The 17,920-nt window shown below is 47.4% G+C and carries 12 protein-coding genes and 1 tRNA gene; 3 read left to right on the top strand and 10 right to left on the bottom strand.

Annotation, left to right across the window (positions count from 1 at the left end; translation table 11 throughout):
• Positions 1–214: 214 nt before the first annotated feature.
• Genes THEIN_RS02870 through THEIN_RS02885 form a run of 4 tightly spaced genes read right to left on the bottom strand, consistent with a single transcriptional unit; the run spans position 215 to position 4,411 of the window.
• A complete protein-coding gene (locus tag THEIN_RS02870; RefSeq protein ID WP_013907197.1) occupies positions 215–1,084 on the bottom strand; it encodes a S66 peptidase family protein in 870 nt (289 codons plus the stop codon).
• Positions 1,077–1,844 (bottom strand): type III pantothenate kinase, encoded by a 768-nt coding sequence (locus tag THEIN_RS02875; RefSeq protein ID WP_013907198.1) that lies wholly within the window; start codon positions 1,842–1,844, stop codon positions 1,077–1,079. Before THEIN_RS02875 ends, THEIN_RS02870 begins: the two co-directional genes overlap by 8 nt.
• 1 nt (position 1,845) lies before the next feature.
• Positions 1,846–2,652: a 50S ribosomal protein L11 methyltransferase gene (locus tag THEIN_RS02880; RefSeq protein WP_013907199.1), complete on the bottom strand. Its 807-nt coding sequence runs from the start codon at positions 2,650–2,652 to the stop codon at positions 1,846–1,848.
• Complete coding sequence (locus THEIN_RS02885) at positions 2,633–4,411, bottom strand: M48 family metallopeptidase (RefSeq protein ID WP_013907200.1); 1,779 nt, start codon at positions 4,409–4,411, stop codon at positions 2,633–2,635. Before THEIN_RS02885 ends, THEIN_RS02880 begins: the two co-directional genes overlap by 20 nt.
• A gap of 298 nt (positions 4,412–4,709) precedes the next feature.
• Between THEIN_RS02885 and THEIN_RS02890 the strand changes: the two genes are divergently transcribed.
• Both THEIN_RS02890 and THEIN_RS02900 read left to right on the top strand, forming a co-directional pair.
• On the top strand, positions 4,710–6,920 hold the full coding sequence (locus THEIN_RS02890; RefSeq protein ID WP_013907201.1) for a TonB-dependent receptor: 2,211 nt from the start codon (positions 4,710–4,712) through the stop codon (positions 6,918–6,920).
• Between the two features lie 895 nt (positions 6,921–7,815).
• Positions 7,816–11,544, top strand: coding sequence for a cobaltochelatase subunit CobN (locus THEIN_RS02900; protein WP_013907202.1), 3,729 nt, complete (start codon positions 7,816–7,818; stop codon positions 11,542–11,544).
• Positions 11,545–11,910: 366 nt separating this feature from the next.
• On the opposite strand, the gene ribD is transcribed toward THEIN_RS02900, so the two are convergent.
• The 3 genes from ribD to THEIN_RS02915 all read right to left on the bottom strand — a co-directional run bounded on the left by ribD (position 11,911) and on the right by THEIN_RS02915 (position 13,355).
• Entirely contained in the window at positions 11,911–13,020 is a 1,110-nt protein-coding gene (gene ribD, locus THEIN_RS02905) for a bifunctional diaminohydroxyphosphoribosylaminopyrimidine deaminase/5-amino-6-(5-phosphoribosylamino)uracil reductase RibD (protein ID WP_013907203.1), read from the bottom strand.
• Between the two features lie 41 nt (positions 13,021–13,061).
• Positions 13,062–13,265, bottom strand: a complete 204-nt coding sequence (locus THEIN_RS02910; RefSeq protein ID WP_013907204.1) for a hypothetical protein — start codon at positions 13,263–13,265, stop codon at positions 13,062–13,064.
• Between the two features lie 14 nt (positions 13,266–13,279).
• Positions 13,280–13,355: transfer RNA gene (locus THEIN_RS02915), tRNA-Ala, on the bottom strand.
• Between the two features lie 163 nt (positions 13,356–13,518).
• Here THEIN_RS02915 and THEIN_RS02920 point away from each other — a divergent pair.
• On the top strand, positions 13,519–15,702 hold the full coding sequence (locus THEIN_RS02920) for a RelA/SpoT family protein (protein ID WP_013907205.1): 2,184 nt from the start codon (positions 13,519–13,521) through the stop codon (positions 15,700–15,702).
• Here THEIN_RS02920 and rpmB read toward each other — a convergent pair.
• From rpmB to THEIN_RS02935, 3 genes are all read right to left on the bottom strand, one after another.
• Positions 15,699–15,896, bottom strand: a complete 198-nt coding sequence (gene rpmB / locus THEIN_RS02925) for a 50S ribosomal protein L28 (RefSeq protein WP_013907206.1) — start codon at positions 15,894–15,896, stop codon at positions 15,699–15,701. The genes THEIN_RS02920 and rpmB overlap by 4 nt on opposite strands.
• 83 nt (positions 15,897–15,979) lie before the next feature.
• Positions 15,980–17,356: a replicative DNA helicase gene (gene dnaB / locus THEIN_RS02930; RefSeq protein WP_013907207.1), complete on the bottom strand. Its 1,377-nt coding sequence runs from the start codon at positions 17,354–17,356 to the stop codon at positions 15,980–15,982.
• Positions 17,357–17,630: 274 nt separating this feature from the next.
• A complete protein-coding gene (locus THEIN_RS02935; RefSeq protein ID WP_013907208.1) occupies positions 17,631–17,876 on the bottom strand; it encodes a hypothetical protein in 246 nt (81 codons plus the stop codon).
• Between the last annotated feature and the right edge of the window lie 44 nt (positions 17,877–17,920).

Consider the following 17,920-nt stretch of genomic DNA (forward strand, 5'->3'; position numbering starts at 1 on the left):
ATCTCTATTTTAGAGATCCCTTCGCTGCGCTCGGGACAGGGACGGCTTCGGCCTCTAACAAGGCCTCGCCGTGACAAAGAAGGGTTGCTTCGCCAGGGCCGATTATGCCGGCGTTGAGGCTTTGTTGTCTAAAAAACGCTCGGATTGAGATTAACCTATAAAATTGCCGCGAGGGGTACATCTCTCACAAGACCTCTAGCCGTGTAAACGCGGATTAATAGATATCCTGGAGTAAATAGGCCTGGCCGTAGCGAGTGCAAAGATGGGTTCTTGCGCCAATGACAAGGGGATAATTTTTTATACCGTGGCCCACCGGAAGCCCTGCCAATATGGGGCCATTAAAAACCTCCTTAAACAGAGGGATTATTTCCTGATAATTAACACCTTTGAACTCACCCAAAGCAAGACCAGAAATTTCTTCAAACACCCCGTAATTATAGAGCTGAGTGACAAGACGATCCAGGCGATAGAGGTCCTCGTTTACCTCTTCGAGGAAAAGAATTTTTCCCGAAAAATCAGGAGCCCAGCGGCTACCTAATAGACTTGCCACAGAGACCAGATTCCCGCCAATAAGTAGCCCCTGGGCCTCACCTTCACGCCATACTTCACCTATAAGAAACACTCTCTTTCGGCCAAAGAGAGTGTTTTTGAGGACTGCCAGAGTGCAAAGGCTTACTTCAAAGATAGAAGATATAACCGGCGCATGAAGTGTCAGCAGACCAAAACGGGAAAAGAAATAATTGAGCAGGATGCTCACATCACTAAAACCGATTATCCAGACAGGATGTCTGATTCTCTCTATAAGTTCGTCAAGTAAAGGCAAAAGGCGCAAGGAACCATATCCTCCGCGGCTGGCCCAAAGAAAGGTATAGGGCTTTTCAAGGAGAGAGACAAGATGTAAGGCCCTTTCTTCGTCTCTTCCCGCAAGGTAACGGCAATTTTTAAAACACTCAGGGTCAACGTCTATTTCAAGACCCCAGGTTTTCAAAAAGTTTACTCCATTGGCTATTTTTTTAGGGTCTGGAACGCCTGCTGGCGAAAAAACTGCGCCTCTAGCTCCGATAAACAAAACAGGTTTATTCATTTTTCTTTTTAAACCAAATGACCAGCCCCTCTAAAGTCAGATCTGGTTCTACCTCCTTTATTTGTAAAGATAATCTGGCCATGAGTTTGGCAAGGCCCCCGGTGGCTATAACGTAAGGTTTTTTTTCAAACTCCCCGGCCAGGCGGGTAATAAGCCCGTCAGTTAAGGCCGCAAAACCCCAGAGGACCCCGGTCCTCATGGCGGAGATGGTGTCTTTTCCGATTATTTCTTCAGGAACCTTGGAGAACTCTAGTCTTGGTAGTTTTGAAGTCTTTTTAAAAAGGGTCTCAGCCGCAGCCATGACTCCTGGAGCAATAGCCCCGCCAAGATATTCCCCTTTTTCAGAAATACAATCAAAAGTGGTAGCCGTGCCGTAATCAACGATTATCAAGCTCTGGCGATATTTATGCCAGCCAGCAAGGGCATTTAAGACCCTATCAACTCCCACCTCACAAGGATATCTAAGCTTTACGGGAATGCCTATTTTTTCTGGAGTGGCCACTTTTACATCTTCAATACCATAAATAGAAGCCATCTCAAGCCATGTTTTAGTAAGTGGTGGGACCACCGAGCCAATAAGAAGGTGCTTTATATCGGCAAGGCTTTTTCCTCTAAGTTCTAATAAACCGTTTAAACGTAAGGCCAGCTCATCAGCCGTTTGATTTAAGCTTGAAAAGAGGCGAAAACGAAAAAGGAGCTCATCTTCGGCAAAAAAACCGCAGGTAGTATTGGTGTTCCCTATGTCAACGGCAAGAATCACCTTAGACCTCGTTTTCTACAAACCAGATTACCCAGCCGTTTTCTTCTTCTCGGCCTTTTATTCTGGCCTTTGGCCAGAGGGCTTCTCTTAGTTCTTTCTCCATAGCAGGAGAAAACCCCGAAAAGAGATAATAGCGATTTTGCCAGAAAGAAGGAAGGCCAAAGAGGTCAAGCAAAAGGCCTTTAAAAAGATTAGCAATAACCAGATCCGCCTCAAAGGGGACAAGTTTTTTTACGTCTTCACAATACACGGTAGCCCGGTGTTCGAGGTGATTTAAGGCTAAATTTTTGCGGGTGAGCTCCACACAAAGGGGGTTGAAGTCAACGGCAAGTACCTGGGCCCCAAGGCTTGCCGAAAGGAGAGAGAGAAGGCCTGCCCCGCAGCCAAGGTCAGCTACCTTTTCAAACGGCCCATATTCTTGCCATAGTTTGTATATCCAGGAAAGGCAGAGTTTGGTGGTTGGATGGTTGCCCGAACCAAAGACCACACCGGGATCAAACTTAAGGCCAGGCCCTTCTTCCCACACCGGCCGCAGGACAATATCGCCAAACTTGAGGCATGAGATTTTACGCCCCTCACTCCATTCGTCGTAAGAGACTTCAGCCCTGTCTTCTATGGTAAGGCCAAGCTCTTTAGCTAGGCGATCCAGCAGGGCATCTTTAGGCTTATGAAAAAAGACGATAGCAAGGCCATCTTCTTCCCAGCAACCTATGAAATCTTCGTCGTCGATTTCGTGAAGCGCCGGATGCTTCCGGTCAAAAGAATAAAGATAAAGTTTATGGTATCTTTTATGGTGTCCTCTCAGCATGGCAAAATTTTTCTTTTTGTTGGCGATAATAACGCAGATTTTCGTAAAAGTCAGGGGCAAGTTCAGCTCTTCTTGCCGCAAGGGTGGCGTAAAGGCAGGCCCTTTGCGGATTACCGTTGGCAAACCAGGCCTCGGCCAGGGTATCCAGGTGGATGGCGGTAAGTTTTTGGGCCGTAGCCTTCTGCGCAAGGCTCAAGGCTTTTTTAGGGTCTTTCAAGGCCTTATCCTTGGTGGTGGCCAAAATCCAGGCCATGTTATTCAAAATTTCCGGGTCTTCTTTGAGGGTGAGGGCCTTTTCATACCAATTTAAGGCCTCTTTTTCTCGTCCGAGCTCGTAAGCCACGTGCCCGAGCAAGGCAAGGACTTCAGGATTCCCAAAAACCCGGGCTTCTTCCAGGAGTTCACCGTAGTAGAGGTTAAGTCTCGCCCTTTTTTCAAGGTGTTCAGCTGGCAAACGATTAAAAAGCCCTATCAACAACACAGCCAAGAAAAGATAGCTCACCAAACAAAGCTTCACCTTACGATGGTGCCTGCTTATAAGAGTTGGATCACTTTCAGCGGCCTCAAGAAATTCGATTCTTTGCCTAATGCTGAAGTGATGCCAGCTGGGGACGTCTTCGGTATGTCCGGAGATAGCGGCAATTTTTTTAAAGGCCCGAACAAGGCCCTGGGCGGTGCCGAGACTTTCCAGGCAATAAAGGTCTGCCTGGCGTTCAAAATTTCGCAAGAAAAAACCCAGTAAAAACCGAAAATAAAGCACTACACTTACCGCCAGCCCAATGGTAAGCAGAGCCTCAGGCAAAAGCAGGTTCTCACCACCCCATAAGACAAGCAAATCCGGACGGGGGAAATAGGCAAGAAAAACAAGATAAAGCGGAATAAAGGCAAAGTAGATGATGAGGCTAAAAAGAACGAAAAAGGTAAGCAACCAGAACATGTGATGCCGCTTAATGTGGCCAATTTCGTGGGCAACTACCGAGAGGACTTCTGCCTCTTCAAGGGTGGCAAGAAGGCCTCTTGAAATCAGAAGATAGCGGAAGCGAGGAACAACCCCAATAACACCTGCAGTCAAAAGCTTGCCTCTAAAGGTTTCCCAGAGATAAATACCTCCCAGGCGGGCCCTTTCCCGCGAGATATAGTCTTCGATAATCCTTCTAATATTGCTTACAGGAAATGGCTTACATTCCCAGGTTTTTACCGCAAGCGGTGGCATGAGAAGAATAATGGCTCCCAGGAAACAAACAAAGTAAAAGAGCTCTCCGTAAATGCCTTGATTGAAAGGTAAACGTCCTTCCAGAAGGCTAAAAAGGGCGTTTACCAGAAACCAGGGCAGCAAAAAGGGGAAAAGAAGCTTAAGGTGTGAAAGGACGTAGGCGGGAACAGAAATATTGGCTAGAGGGCTTCTTTTTTCGTAAAAAGCGGCTACAGCCCAAACAAGTATCAGATAGTGAAGAAAAAGGATAACGCCTACTAAATCCTTAAGAAAGCTTTTTTCCTGAGGAATAAAGGCGGGAATCTCCAAGATTATAACGTCCAGGGCAAAACAACCAAAGGCCAGGAACTTCAAGAAGGTTTGAGCACTAATAAAATCTCTGGCGGTACGAGCACGTTTAAACTTATAAACGGCCAGCAGAAGCAGGGAAATTTCTTTTATAAACCAGGCCAGAAAAATCTCTGGCAAAGGCAGGGTAGCCTCAGCTGGCCAGCTTGAGAAAAGCAAAATAGCCAATATCAAGTAAATAGCATCGGTATATAACACAAAATGGGATTATAACTTATTCCAAAATTAGAGACAGGGGACAGGCGAAAAAATTAAGCCTTCTCCTACTTTTTAAAAGATTTTTCCTAGTTCAGAGGCAAACTGCTTTAGCCTCTAACAAGGCCTCTCCATGCCAGCGAGGGTCACTTCGCCTTGGTGATTATGCCAGCGATGACACTTTGTTACCTAAAAAATGCTTGAATTAATATCATCAGTCTCGTTGAAAAATTATTGACACGAATTGTATTTTCTTGCTACATATAGAGCTTCAAAAATCCATAGTACGGGAGGGCGTGTTATGTATTTTTGGTCATTGTTCCTGGCTTTGATTTTGTCTATGTTTACGGCCTCTCAGGCCAAGGCCGCGGATAACGCGGTTTCTCTGGGCGAGGTGGTGGTCACCGCTACCAAAACTGAAACACCCCTTAAAGACGTGCCGGCCAGTGTCACGGTAATCACCAAAAAGGACATGGAGGATAAACACCTGGTCACCATAGATAAGGCCCTTGAAAACGAGGCCGGAGTTTATGTGAGACGCACCAAAGGCCTCATGGACACTTTGGCCTCTGTTACCTTGCGAGGTATCCCCTATCAGAAACGCACCCTGATTTTGCTCGACGGAGTTCCCATAAACGACGGCTATTACGGTGGAGTGCCCTGGAACAACTTATCCACCTATAACATAGATCGCATTGAAGTGGTGCGAGGGGCCTATTCGGCGCTTTGGGGTGGAAACGCCATGGGCGGGGTGGTGAGCCTCTTTACCGAATTGCCTACCAAACTCACTTACTGGGCCAAAGGTGGTTTTGGAGGCGGAGAAAGCGTAACTCAGGGGTATCGTCTGGGACTGGGCAATCGTATAGGAGATGTTTCTTTTCTGCTTGGTTTTGAGAAGGATATTGATCATGGGTATTCAAACTCTTTGGTGCTTAGAAGCCCCAAAAGCGGAAGCGGTACTCTTATGGGTGGCTATCCAATGCTTGACAAAACAGGAACCGAGCTCAAGTGGGTAGTAGGTGACAAAGGTGACAACTGGGGCAGACGAGAAAACTATAACGCCGCTTTAGGCTGGACCTTTAGCCCAGATGGCTTTTTGAAGCTCAGCTATCAGCACGGCTGGTCAAGTTACGGCTACGGACCGCCTCATACTTATGTTTACGATCCCGCCACCGATGAGCCTTCTTTTAGTGGAAATGTATCTTTACCTGACGGACAGTATGTTTCCGTAAAACCTTCAAACTATATTTATTATACGGGAATAGGTCGAAACCAAACAGATCTCTGGACATTAAATGCTAAAAATAAATTTGGTAAAGCTGAAACAAATGTTACTTTAGGATATATAAAAAGGGATAAATATTATACTACAACAAAAACATATACTAAAGACTACTACACGGCAGATGGTAATCTTGCTAAGACTAAGGCCGACACCTTCTACACAGATTTAAACAGCGCTTTTGACTTATTTGCTAATCACTTATTAACTGTTGGTATTACATATCGTTTGGATAAAGCAGACACCAAGGAATACGATCTTTCTTTTTATCGGGATCCTGACTCTAAAGGAGATGAAACTTATCGTTCAGGCGGTTATGTAGGCACTTTGGGCCTATTTGCCCAGGATAAATGGGCTTTAAGAGATGATCTTGATTTATTCTTGGGCCTGCGTTACGACCATTGGTGGACTTATAACGGCTATTCCAGCGTTGACGGTTCTTATCCTTCAAGAGATACAGGAACAGCTTCTCCTAAAATAGCTCTGGTCTGGAATCCTCTCCAGGATACTACCCTGCGGCTCTCTTATGGCAAAGCCTTTCGGGCCCCCAATGTATACGAACTTTATCGTACTTGGGTTTCTTCCTGGGGAACTACTTATCACGCTAATCCCAATCTAGACCCAGAAAAAGCATATACCACCGAATTATCTTTAACTCAAAAGCTCTGGGATGGGCGTCTCAATTTTGAAGCAAGTATTTATTCTACCAAGCTTGAAGACCTGATCTATCGCAAAAGTGTTGGCTCGGACAAATACTACATTAATGCTGGAGAAGGCAGAATTTACGGATTTGAAGCTGGGATCAAGGCCAAACCCACTCACTGGCTAAACTTAGGTATAAACTATACAAGAAACGATACTAAAATTACCTCAAACCCGGCAGACCCATCTTCTGAAGGCAAGCGTTTCGTCAAAACTCCACCCTGGATATGGAACTTCAACATTGGAATCGAGATGCCCAAAGTCACTTTTGCTTTTAATGGACACTACGTGGGCAAGGTCTATCATGAAGAAGACAACTCCGACGTGGCAGAAGGTGTTTACGCCACCTCAGAGGATTATTTCGTAGCAGACCTTAAGACCACGGTTTATTTGCCTACACCTTCCTGGTTAGCAGGGGATAGACTCGCCCTTTCCCTTTCAATAAACAACCTATTTGACAAAGATTACTTTGATTACTACAAAGCGCCGGGGCGAAGCTGGTTCCTCTCCCTTGAGCTTAAAAGATAGGCGCTAAAGGGCGGGGAAACCCGCCCTTTCTTTCTCACTATTCACTATCAGCCATCTACCATCAGCCAATCACCATACAGTCACTGCGAGGAGGCATTCTTCCCCCCTGTCACTGTATGGTTTTAATTTAACCCTGTCATTGCGAGGCCTCGCTAGAGGCCGAAGCAATCCCAGGGACTGCTTCGTGGCCCTACGGGCCTCCTCGCAGTGACAGAGGTGATGTCACTGCGAGCGGAGCGAAGCAATCCTTGTCGCGAGGAGACTTAAGTCGCCGTGGCAATCTCTATTTTAGAGATCCCTTCGCTGCGCTCGGGACAGGGACGGCTTCGGCCTCTAACAAGGCCTCGCCGTGACAAAGAAGGGTTGCTTTACCAGGGCCGATTATGTCGCGTTGACGCCTTGTTGTCTAAAAAACGTTCGGATTAATAAAAATGGTGTTTCTGCGATTTAAATCTTGGCTTTTTCGTGCTATTTTTGTTAACTAAATATTAACAAGTGCTGAAAATACCAGAAAATGAGACCTTTGCAAAATTCAGAAAAAACAGAGATTGAGATAGCTACGGCGAGATTGCTTCGCCACTTCGTGGCTCGCAATGACCAAAAAGGAGACAGGGCTCGCAATGACAAGATAGAGGGTCGTAGTTTGCAATGACTGCCATGTTGTCACTGCGAGGAGCCAGCCCCTATGTCGCTGAGCCAGCTCCTATGTCGTTACGGGGAGGAGCCAGTCCCTACGTCGTTACGGAGAGAAGCCAGTCCCTATGTCGTTACGGGGAGGAGCCAGCCCCTATATCGTTACGGGGAGGAGCCGCTCCCCCTTCTGTCACTGCGAGGAGCCGTAGGCGACGAAGCAGTCTCAGGCCTTAACCTTAAAATTACGGCAAGGAGGCCCTAAATGAAAAAAGTAGTTGCCGCCATGTGGAACAGTTACATTCCGCCGCTTTTAAAAGCGGCCCAGGCAGAAGGGCTTTTTAACCTCAAGATGTGGGCCACCAGAAAACTGGAAGACCAGGACGTACTTGAGGCCTTTCTCCAAGAATGCCAGGAGGCAGACCTCATCGTCCTCTACGCCACTTCTGAAGGCTTCTGGGAAGAGCTCGCCAAAGAACTGAAAAGTCTTTATCCGGAAAAGCCGGTTATCTGGTCAGGCTTTGAGGCCGCCTGGTGGGGGCATTCTTTCAAAGGGGCAGAGCTTGGCGGCACGGTTTATCGTTATCTTCTCTACGGCGGCGAAGAAAACCTCAAAAACCTGGTGCGTTACCTGGCGGCCCAGGGCCTCGGCCTTGAAGTCTCTTACGGGCCTCCTAAAGAGCTACCCTGGATGGGCATTTATCATCCCGAAGCCCCTGAGCCTTTTGAAGACCTTAAAAGTTATCTTTCTTGGTACAAACCGGCTCCTGAAAAACCCTGGGTAGGGCTTTTGTTTTCACGGCAATATTGGGTTAACGGAGACCTTGCTGTTGAAAACGAAGCAATTAAAACCCTTGAAGCCCAAGGGCTTAATGTGCTTCCAGTTTTTGCTTACAGCCTTGAAGACAAAAGCCTTGGCACAAAAGGTAGCCGCGGGGCGGTTGAGGCCTTCTTTCTTGATAAAGAAGGCCGACCGACCATTGACGCCCTGATCAAGCTCATACCCTTTTTCCTGGGCACGCGCTCCCGGGCCCTTGCCGATACCAGCGCCTCCACCTCAGGGGTTGAGCTCTTGAAAAAACTCAACGTACCGGTGTTTCAACCCCTCGGGCTTTACTACCAAACCGAAGAAGAATGGCGTAAAAACCCCCAGGGTCTTACCCAGGAAATAGGCTGGGCCCTGGCCATGCCCGAATTTGAAGGGGTTATTGAGCCGATTCCCATATTCGCGGTCAACCGTGAGGAAGACCCTGAAACCGGCACCCTTTTAGAAGAACGTCGTCCCATTAAGGAACGCATCAGGCACCTGGCCGCAAGAATCGCCGGCTGGCTGGCCCTTAAGCATACGCCACCTGAAGATCGCCGCCTGGTCTTTGTGCTTCACAATAACCCCTGCGCTTCGGTTGAGGCCACGGTGGGTGGAGCAGCTAACCTTGATGCCCTGGAAAGCGTGGTGCGCATTTTACGCGACCTTAAGGCCAGGGGCTACCGCGTTGAAAATATCCCGGAAAACGGTGAGGCCCTGGCCCAGGAGATACTTAGCCGCAAGGCCATCTCAGAATTTCGCTGGACCACGGTGGATGAAATCGTAAAAAAGGGCGGAGCCCTTGAGCTTATATCTTTAGAACAATACCTGCGCTGGTGGCGAGAGTTTCCCGAAGAAGTGCGCCAGAAGATAGAAGCTGCCTGGGGAAGGCCACCAGGAGAGCCCAAAGACGGTGTGCCCGCGTCCATGGTCTATAAAGGCCAGATCGTAGTTACCGGGCTTCGTTTCGGTAATGTCTTGGTTTGTGTGCAACCCAAACGGGGCTGTGCTGGCCCACGCTGTGACGGCCGGGTCTGCAAAATACTTCACGACCCGGATATCCCGCCGCCGCATCAGTATCTCGCTACCTACCGCTATTTTGAGGATGTTTTTGGAGCCCACGCCGTTATTCACGTGGGTACTCACGGAAACCTTGAGTTTTTGCCTGGCAAGGGAGCCGGGCTCTCTGAGGCCTGTTTTCCAGACCTGGCCATAGGCCACCTGCCGCATCTTTACATCTATAACGCGGACAATCCCCCGGAAGGGGTTATCGCTAAGAGACGTAGCTACGCCGTGCTGGTGGACCACATGCAAACGGTAATGCAAGAGGCCGGGCTTTACGGCGAGCTTGAAGCTCTTTCCAATCTCCTTGGCGAATACGAAGAGGCCAGGAAAAACCACGGCGCAAGGGCCCATGCCCTGGAGCACATGATTGTTGACTCTCTCAAAAAGGCCGGACTCTACGGCGAAGTGATGGAAGAGCTTGGCGAAGAAAAAGACGACTTTTTAGCCCTTTGCCGGGTGATACACGAGACCTTAAACCGCCTTAAAGGGACCCAGGTGCAAGACGGTCTCCACATATTTGGCGAGGTGCCAGAGGGTGAAAGGCTAGCCAAATTTCTGCGGGCCATCGTAAGGTATGACCTTAACGAAAACCCCGGCTGGCAAAGAGCCTGGGAAGACGAAGAAATCTGGCAGGCCCTGGTAGAAGGAAAATTTGATAGCCAACTGCTGGCTAAGTTCTCTGACCTCTGGGCCAGGGTGGAGGACTTAAAGGCCCGCGTTAGGGCCTCAAGGGAACGGGAGGCCCTTTTGCGTGCCCTTGACGGCGGTTATGTGCCGCCAGGGCCTTCGGGCTTAATTACCCGCGGGCGAGACGACGTACTACCCACCGGGCGCAATTTTTACACCCTTGACCCACGCCGGGTGCCTACTAAAGCCGCCTATAAGGTAGGCCAGCGCCTGGCTGAAGCGGTGATTGAAAAATACCTGGCCGAGCACGGAAAATATCCGGAAAACATCGCCCTTTACTGGATGGCCAACGACATCATGTGGGCTGACGGCGAAGGCATGGCCAAGATCCTGGCCTTAATTGGCGTGCGGCCCGTATGGCTCGGAAACGGCCGGGTTAAAGGCTTTGAGGTTATTCCTCTGGAAGAACTCGGCCGTCCGCGCATTGACGTGACCATCAGGGTTTCAGGCATCACCCGGGACAACTTCTTTGACTGTATAACCCTGGTGGATAAGGCTATTCAAGCCGTGGCTATGCTTGATGAGCCACCTGAAAAAAATTTCGTGCGCAAGCATACCCTGGCCAAACTTGAAAGCCTTAAGAAAAAGTTTTCCGCAAAAGAGGCCAAGCGCAGGGCCACTTTCAGGCTCTTTGCCTCAAAGCCCGGCACTTACAAGGCCGGGGTGAACCTTGCAGTCTATGCCTCAGCCTGGAAAGACGAACGAGATTTGGCTGATGTCTTTGTCTATTGGAACGGCTATGCTTACGGCGAAGAAGCCTTTGGCCAGGAGGCCCACCTTGAACTTGCTGAGAACCTAAAAAGCGTATCACTTACCTTTAACAAGACCGTGACCGACGAATACGACCTCTTTGGCTGTTGCAGTTATTTTGGCACCCACGGAGGCTTGACGCTAGCGGCGCGTGAGCTTTCAGGCCACAAAATTCCGGTTTATTACGGGGACACGCGCGACCCCTCCAAGGTTGAAGTGCGCACTCTGGCTGCCGAGATTCGGCGGGTGGTAAAGGCCAAGCTTTTGAACCCTAAGTGGATAGAAGGCATGAAACGCCACGGTTACCGCGGAGCCGGGGAGATAGCCAAACGCATTGGCCGTGTTTATGGCTGGCAGGCCACCACCCGCGAGGTGGACGACCAGATCTTTGACGACCTGGCCCGCACCTATGCCCTGAACAAAGAAAACCGCCGTTTCTTCAAAGAACATAATCCCTGGGCCCTTGAAGAAATAGCCCGTCGCCTCCTTGAGGCTGAAAGCCGCGGCCTCTGGCAGGCCAACCCAGAAGTGCTGCGCCGGCTTAAAGAGGCCTATCTTGAGGTGGAAGCCGTGCTAGAAGACGCCATGGCTGCTGGCGAGTTCGGCCCTCAGGGTGGTTCAGTAGATGTTATCACCAGCGAAGAGGTGGCCAGCTGGCGAGAAAAGATGCAAAAGTTGCATCAGTAATGATGAATAGCTTTATGCCCCTGAGACTGCTTCGCTTCGCTCGCAGTGACAAATTGGTAATTGGCTGATGGTAGATGGCCGATGGTGAAAGGGACTGCTTCGTCGCCTGCGGCTCCTCGCAGTGACAAATGTGATCAGGGCTCGCAGTGACAAATATGACCAGAGCTCGCAGTGACAAATGTGACCAGGGTTCGCAGTGACAAATGTGGCCAGGGTTCGTAGTAACAAGGGAGAATAAAGGTCTTGCAGAGACACCGAAAGAAGTCATTGCGAGCGAAGCGAAGCAATCTCTGAAACATACAGGCTCGCCGTGACACTTAGATTGTTATTGCGAGCCACGAAGTGGCGAAGCAATCTCTAAAACCGTCAAAAAGAAAGCAGGCTTATAGGCTCGGTTAAGTAACCTCTTACTAAGAGCGAATCCCCCAACCTTTTAAAGGAAAACTTGGAAAGCCTTGAGGCTTGAGCAAGCAAAGCAGGACCATCCCCTCCTATAGCACAGGGAGAACTTTTGCCACCAATTATCACCGGACCATAAAAAAAAGCAATTTCATCGACCAATCCCTGGTCAAAAAAACTTCCATGCACCTCAGCGCCACCTTCAACCAGAATACTCAAAATATCCTGGTTAAAAGCTCTTTTAAGTAAAGCCTTGAGGTCAACCTGACTGTTTTCAACAGGAAGACGCCATACAATAACACCAAGTTTTTTCAGCTCTTTTTCTTTATTTCTTGGGGCCTCGTTATTACAGGCTACAACGGTTTGGGCTTCTTTATTCAAAAAGACTTGGCGATCTAGAGGAAGCGAAAGCTTAGAATCAAGGATAATACGAACCGGATTTTTCCCACCTTTAAGACGACAGGTAAGAAGTGGGTCATCTTTTAACACCGTGTTTTTCCCCACTAAGATGGCGTCGCATATATGGCGTAATCGGTGGCCGAAACGCCTGGCCTTCTCTCCGGTAATCCATTTCGAATCCCCGGTGCGCGTAGCAATGCGGCCATCAAGGCTCATGGCTGCTTTGGCTATTATCCAGGGCCGTCTTTCTTTTACAGTTTTAAGAAAAAAACGGCAAAGCTCAGCACATTCTTCTGCCAAAATCCCGGTAGTAACCTCTAAGCCATTAACTCTTAGGAAATCTGCGCCGCCCTGGGCTTTTGGATTCGGATCCCTCGCCCCAATGACCACTCTTTTTATCCCGGCCTTTAAAATGGCCTGAGTGCAGGGAGGGGTTTTCCCATAGTGATTACAGGGCTCAAGGGTAACATAAATGGTTGCCCCCCTAGCCTTTTCACCCGCTTCGCGTAAGGCATGGACCTCGGCATGGGGTGTCCCGGCCAGACGATGATAACCTTTGCCCACGATTTGGCCGTCTTTAACCACCACTGCCCCTACAGGCGGATTGGGTGAAGTACGTCCGAGGCCCTTTCGGCCTTCCTTTAAGGCTATGCGCATAAAGTAAATGTCAGGGTTCATGGCTTAACTTGGAGATTAACAGAGAAAGATATTTTAGCTAGCTATTCTTCAGTGGTGACGGTTTCTTTAATGGTTCTGAAGACCTGTTTGAATACCTCGTCAAAAGAGGCAGGAGAACAACGGCCCATTTCAATAAATTTTACGACGATTTCTTTGGTGGTTTTGAGGACCACTTCGTTTTCAGGGCTTAAGCGAGAAACTTTTTGTTCGCGAGTTATATTTTTTACCAATTCTGGCCTGGCCATATTGAGAACCTTATTGGTGGAGCCGGAGGGACTCGAACCCTCGACCTCGTGAATGCCATTCACGCGCTCTCCCAACTGAGCTACGGCCCCACGTGTTAGCTTTCAAAAAAGTAACTTAACGTAGAAATCATGTCAACCTTTTTTAGCCTGGATTCCGCTTAGGCGGAAATTTAGGTGGAGTGATTGAAAAATAATGCTTTTTCTTATAAAAAATGCTATCTTTATAGAAAAGAATTATTTTAAAATTGAAATTATGGAAAATAAGTACGTTGTTCGTTTGAGTGACATTTTAGACCAAATTCAATCTTATTTGCCTGGGGCTGATACCCGGCTAGTAGAAAAGGCCTATGTGTTTGCCGCTAAGGCCCACGCCGGGCAGGTCAGGCGTTCAGGGGAGCCTTATCTGGCTCATCCTCTTTCTGTAGCCTATATCCTTGCTCGCATGAAGCTTGACCTTCCCACTATAGCCGCCGGCCTTTTACACGATACTGTTGAAGATACAGACGTCACTATTGAGGACATAAAAAAGCATTTTGGCCCAGTAGTAGCTGAGATTGTAGATGGAGTTACCAAAATTGCCCATCTTTCAGCGCGCAGCAAGGTTCATAAGCAGGCGGAGAACTTTCGTAAAATGCTTCTAGCTATGGCTGAAGACTTACGGGTAATTCTCGTAAAACTTGCTGACCGCCTGCACAACATGAAAACCCTTGAGTTTATGCCAGATCACAAGCGCAAGCGTATTGCCCAGGAAACCCTTGACATATACGCTCCGCTGGCCAGCCGTCTGGGTATAGATTGGCTTAAACAGGAGCTTGAGGATCTGTCTTTTATGTATCTTTATCCTGAAGAATACAAAACCCTTCGCGAAGAAGTAGAAAAAGTCGTAGCCGCTCGGCAAGATTTCATAGACGAAATAAAAAAGGTAATTAAAGAAAAACTGGATGAAGAAGGCATTGAGGCTAAAGTTCTTGGACGGCGCAAACACCTTTATAGTATCTTTCGTAAACTTCAGCGTAATAACCTTGCTATTGATCAACTATATCTTATCTACGATATTATCGGCCTGCGGGTAATCGTCAAAAAAGTGAAAGAATGCTACGAAGTTTTAGGAATTATCCATTCACTTTGGAAACCTATTCCCGGGCGTTTCAAGGACTATATTAACCTTCCTAAAGCCAACATGTATCAGTCCCTTCATACTACAGTAATAGGCCCTGGTGGGCGGCAAATGGAAATCCAGATTCGCACAGAAGAAATGGACCGCGTGGCCAACGAAGGTATCGCCGCGCACTTTCTTTACAAAGAACAAAAAATCATAAACGCAGGGACAGGCAAAAATAAGCAACTTGAATGGTTAGAACGCCTGGTAGAACTTCAAAAAGAGCTCAAAAACCCGCGCGACTTTATTGAATCTCTAAGAATGGACTTATTCCCTGATGAGGTTTATGTCTTTACCCCAGAGGGAGACATAAAAGTTCTACCTGTAGGTTCAACACCAATTGATTTTGCTTACGCCATTCACACCGAAGTGGGCCATCACTGTGCTATGGCCAAAGTCAACGGCCGCTTAGTACCTCTTGATTACGAACTTCAAACAGGCGATATAGTTGAAATTGTAACCACTAGCCATCAAAAACCCAGTAGAGATTGGCTTAAGTTTGTCAAAACCAGCCGGGCTAAAAGTCGAATCAAGCAATGGCTTAAACAGGAAGAAAAACAGCGCATCTTTACCGCTGGCAAAGAAATTCTTGATCGCGAATTTCGAAAGGCCAAGCTTACTCTTTCGGCTTTCATGGAAGACGAAAGAGCCCAGGAAGTAGCCCAGAAGCTTTCTTTTAAAACTGTTGAAGAGCTCATAATAGCGGTAGGCTACGGCAAAATTACTCCGCAGCAAGTAGTTAAAAGATATCTCCACGAGAAACAAAAAGAAGAGGCCCCCCGTCCCTCAGAAGAAGAGCTTATAAAAATCAAGAAAAAACAAACTATCCCTAAAATTCCAGATTCCATTTCTGTAGACGGAAGTGGAGATATGCTCTTTCATTTGAGCAAGTGTTGCAAGCCTCTTCCAGGCGACGAAGTAATCGGTTACGTGACTCGCGGCCGCGGCATAACAGTGCACCGGGCGGATTGCCCAAATCTTGAAGGGCTTGACCCAGAACGCTTAATAGACATCAAGTGGGACTCAAGTGATGGTGCTACTTACACAGCTAAACTTTGGGTAATAACCGTTGACCGCAAAGGAATGCTGGCTTCGGTTTCAAACGCTATAAGTGCTCAAGAAGCTAATATTTTAGAAGCCAGTGTACGTACTACTAAGGATCAACGGGCCCTATTTGACTTTGTAATCGAAGTCTTAAACAGGGCCCATTTAGACAAAATTATGGCCGCTGTTAAGCAGATAGAAGGCGTTATTCGCGTAGAAAGAAGATTTGCCTAGCTAACGGCCTTTTGTACTTTGCCGGCTTTGATACAACGAGTGCAGACTTTCATTCTTCTTACCTGGCCGTTGGGTAGTTTCACCCGAATACGCTGGATATTGGGATACCACCAGCGGCCAGAACGCTTAGCCGAATGGCTAATCTGGTGTCCAGTATGAGGCCTTCTTCCACAAATTTCGCAAACCTTTGACATGGCTAACCTCCAAATAGAGATAATCTAGAAGTTATGAACAAAAAGGAATTTATACTCAAAACCCTAAACTTTGACAAGCTTTTCTAAAAAACTTCGGCGGCCATAGCTGCCTGATGGTCTTCATCAAGATTGGCAAAGGTAGAGTATTGAGAAAGAAAGGCTAGACGCACCACTCCTGTGGGGCCGTTTCTCTGTTTACCAATGATTATCTCAGCAATTCCTTTGTCTAGCGTATCTTTCTTGTAAACTTCGTCACGATAGATGAAAAGAATAACATCAGCGTCTTGTTCAATAGCCCCTGATTCGCGGAGGTCTGAGAGCTGGGGCCTTTTGTCAGGCCGTTCTTCTACTCGCCTATTCAGCTGTGAAAGAGCTACTACCGGAACATTTAATTCTTTAGCCATAGCCTTGAGAGAGCTTGAGATTTCAGAAATTTCCTGCTCACGCCGTTCGCGACGCTCTTTGCCTCTCATGAGTTGAAGGTAGTCTATAATGATGAGCCCCAGCCCGTGTTCGGCCATAAGACGACGGGCCTTGGCCCTTAGCTCCAAGACACTTATAGCAGCGGTATCATCAATAAAAATAGGGGCTTTAGAGAGCCTATTAGCCGCGTAAGTTAATCTCTGCCAATCGGCATCAGTAAGTTTCCCAGTGCGCAAGGCCTGGGCATCAACCCGGGCATCGGCACAAAGCATACGCATGGCCAGCTGTTCCTTTGACATTTCGAGAGAAAAAATACCTACAGGAATTCCATGTTCTACAGCCGCATGATGAGCAATATTTAAAGCAAAAGATGTTTTACCCATGCTTGGACGACCAGCCACAATGATGAGGTCAGAGTTTTGTAAACCTGCGGTCAGGCGGTCAAACTCGTAAAAACCAGTGGGTACGCCGGTAACTTCTTCACGTCGCTGGTGGAGCTGTTCAATCTGAAGCACGGCATCTTTGATAACTTCTTTTAAGGGGAAAAAGCTTCGTTTATTCCCCTGGGCCCTGATTTCAAAAATGGCTCGCTCTGCCTCTTCAAGAAGGTCATCTACCGGATCAGCTCCTTCATAACAGCGCGTGACAATCTCTGTGCTCGCCATAATGAGGCGCCTGAGGATAGATTTTTCCCGGACAATGTTAGCGTAATAGACCACATTGGCTGCAGTGGGAACAAGCTCAGCCAGTTCTGCCAGGTAAGCGGCCCCACCCACTTGTTCAAGTAAATCCCTTTCTTTTAAGGCCGCATGTACGGTAACCAAATCAATGGGTTCATTGCGATTGAAAAGCTCAAGCATGGTGCGATATATGGCCCCATGGGCCGCCCGATAAAAATCCCCGGGATTTAAAAATTCGACGACTTTTAATAAGGCGTTGTTATCAAGAAAAATACTGCCTAAAACACATTTTTCTGCTTCTATGTCTTGCGGCGGCACTCTATCAAATAATTGTTCTCTTTTTTTGGCTCGTGGCATAAAAGGCCTTCCTCGATTTGATGATAAAAAAGTTTACCTGACCTCACTGATAAGAAAAGATCTAAATTTTTGAATTAATTGTTCGACAAGAATTACCTATTCGACAATTTTTACGAAAAATTTTTTCTTAAATTGGGTATAGGTGGGGACAGGCGAAAAATTTTCGTACGGATTTTAGGGACAGGCGAAAAATTTTTGAATTTTTGAAAAAAATAAAAAGCCCCGCTTCCGTGGGGAAACGGGGCTTCCTGGGGCTTAGCAAACGATTAAAATTCTACCAGTGAATTCTATCTCTATCCCTATCCATATCTTTGTCTAAAAGTCTATCTCTGTCTAAATCTCTATCACGAAGATGCAAGCGATCACGAGTATAGTCACAATCCTGTAATTTCTGGTGAATGCGATCTCTATCTTTGTCACAGTCTCCTCTTCCCTTACCTTTGCCAGCAAAAACTGGTGGAACTACTAACAATCCCAAGGCAAATGCACCAGCCAATCCTTTTTTAATTAAATCTTTCATAAGCCAACCTCCTCCATGTTTTATTTTACTTTCTTTAATATGCA

It is taken from the genome of Thermodesulfatator indicus DSM 15286, from assembly GCF_000217795.1.
GTDB classification, from domain to species: Bacteria; Desulfobacterota; Thermodesulfobacteria; order Thermodesulfobacteriales; family Thermodesulfatatoraceae; genus Thermodesulfatator; species Thermodesulfatator indicus.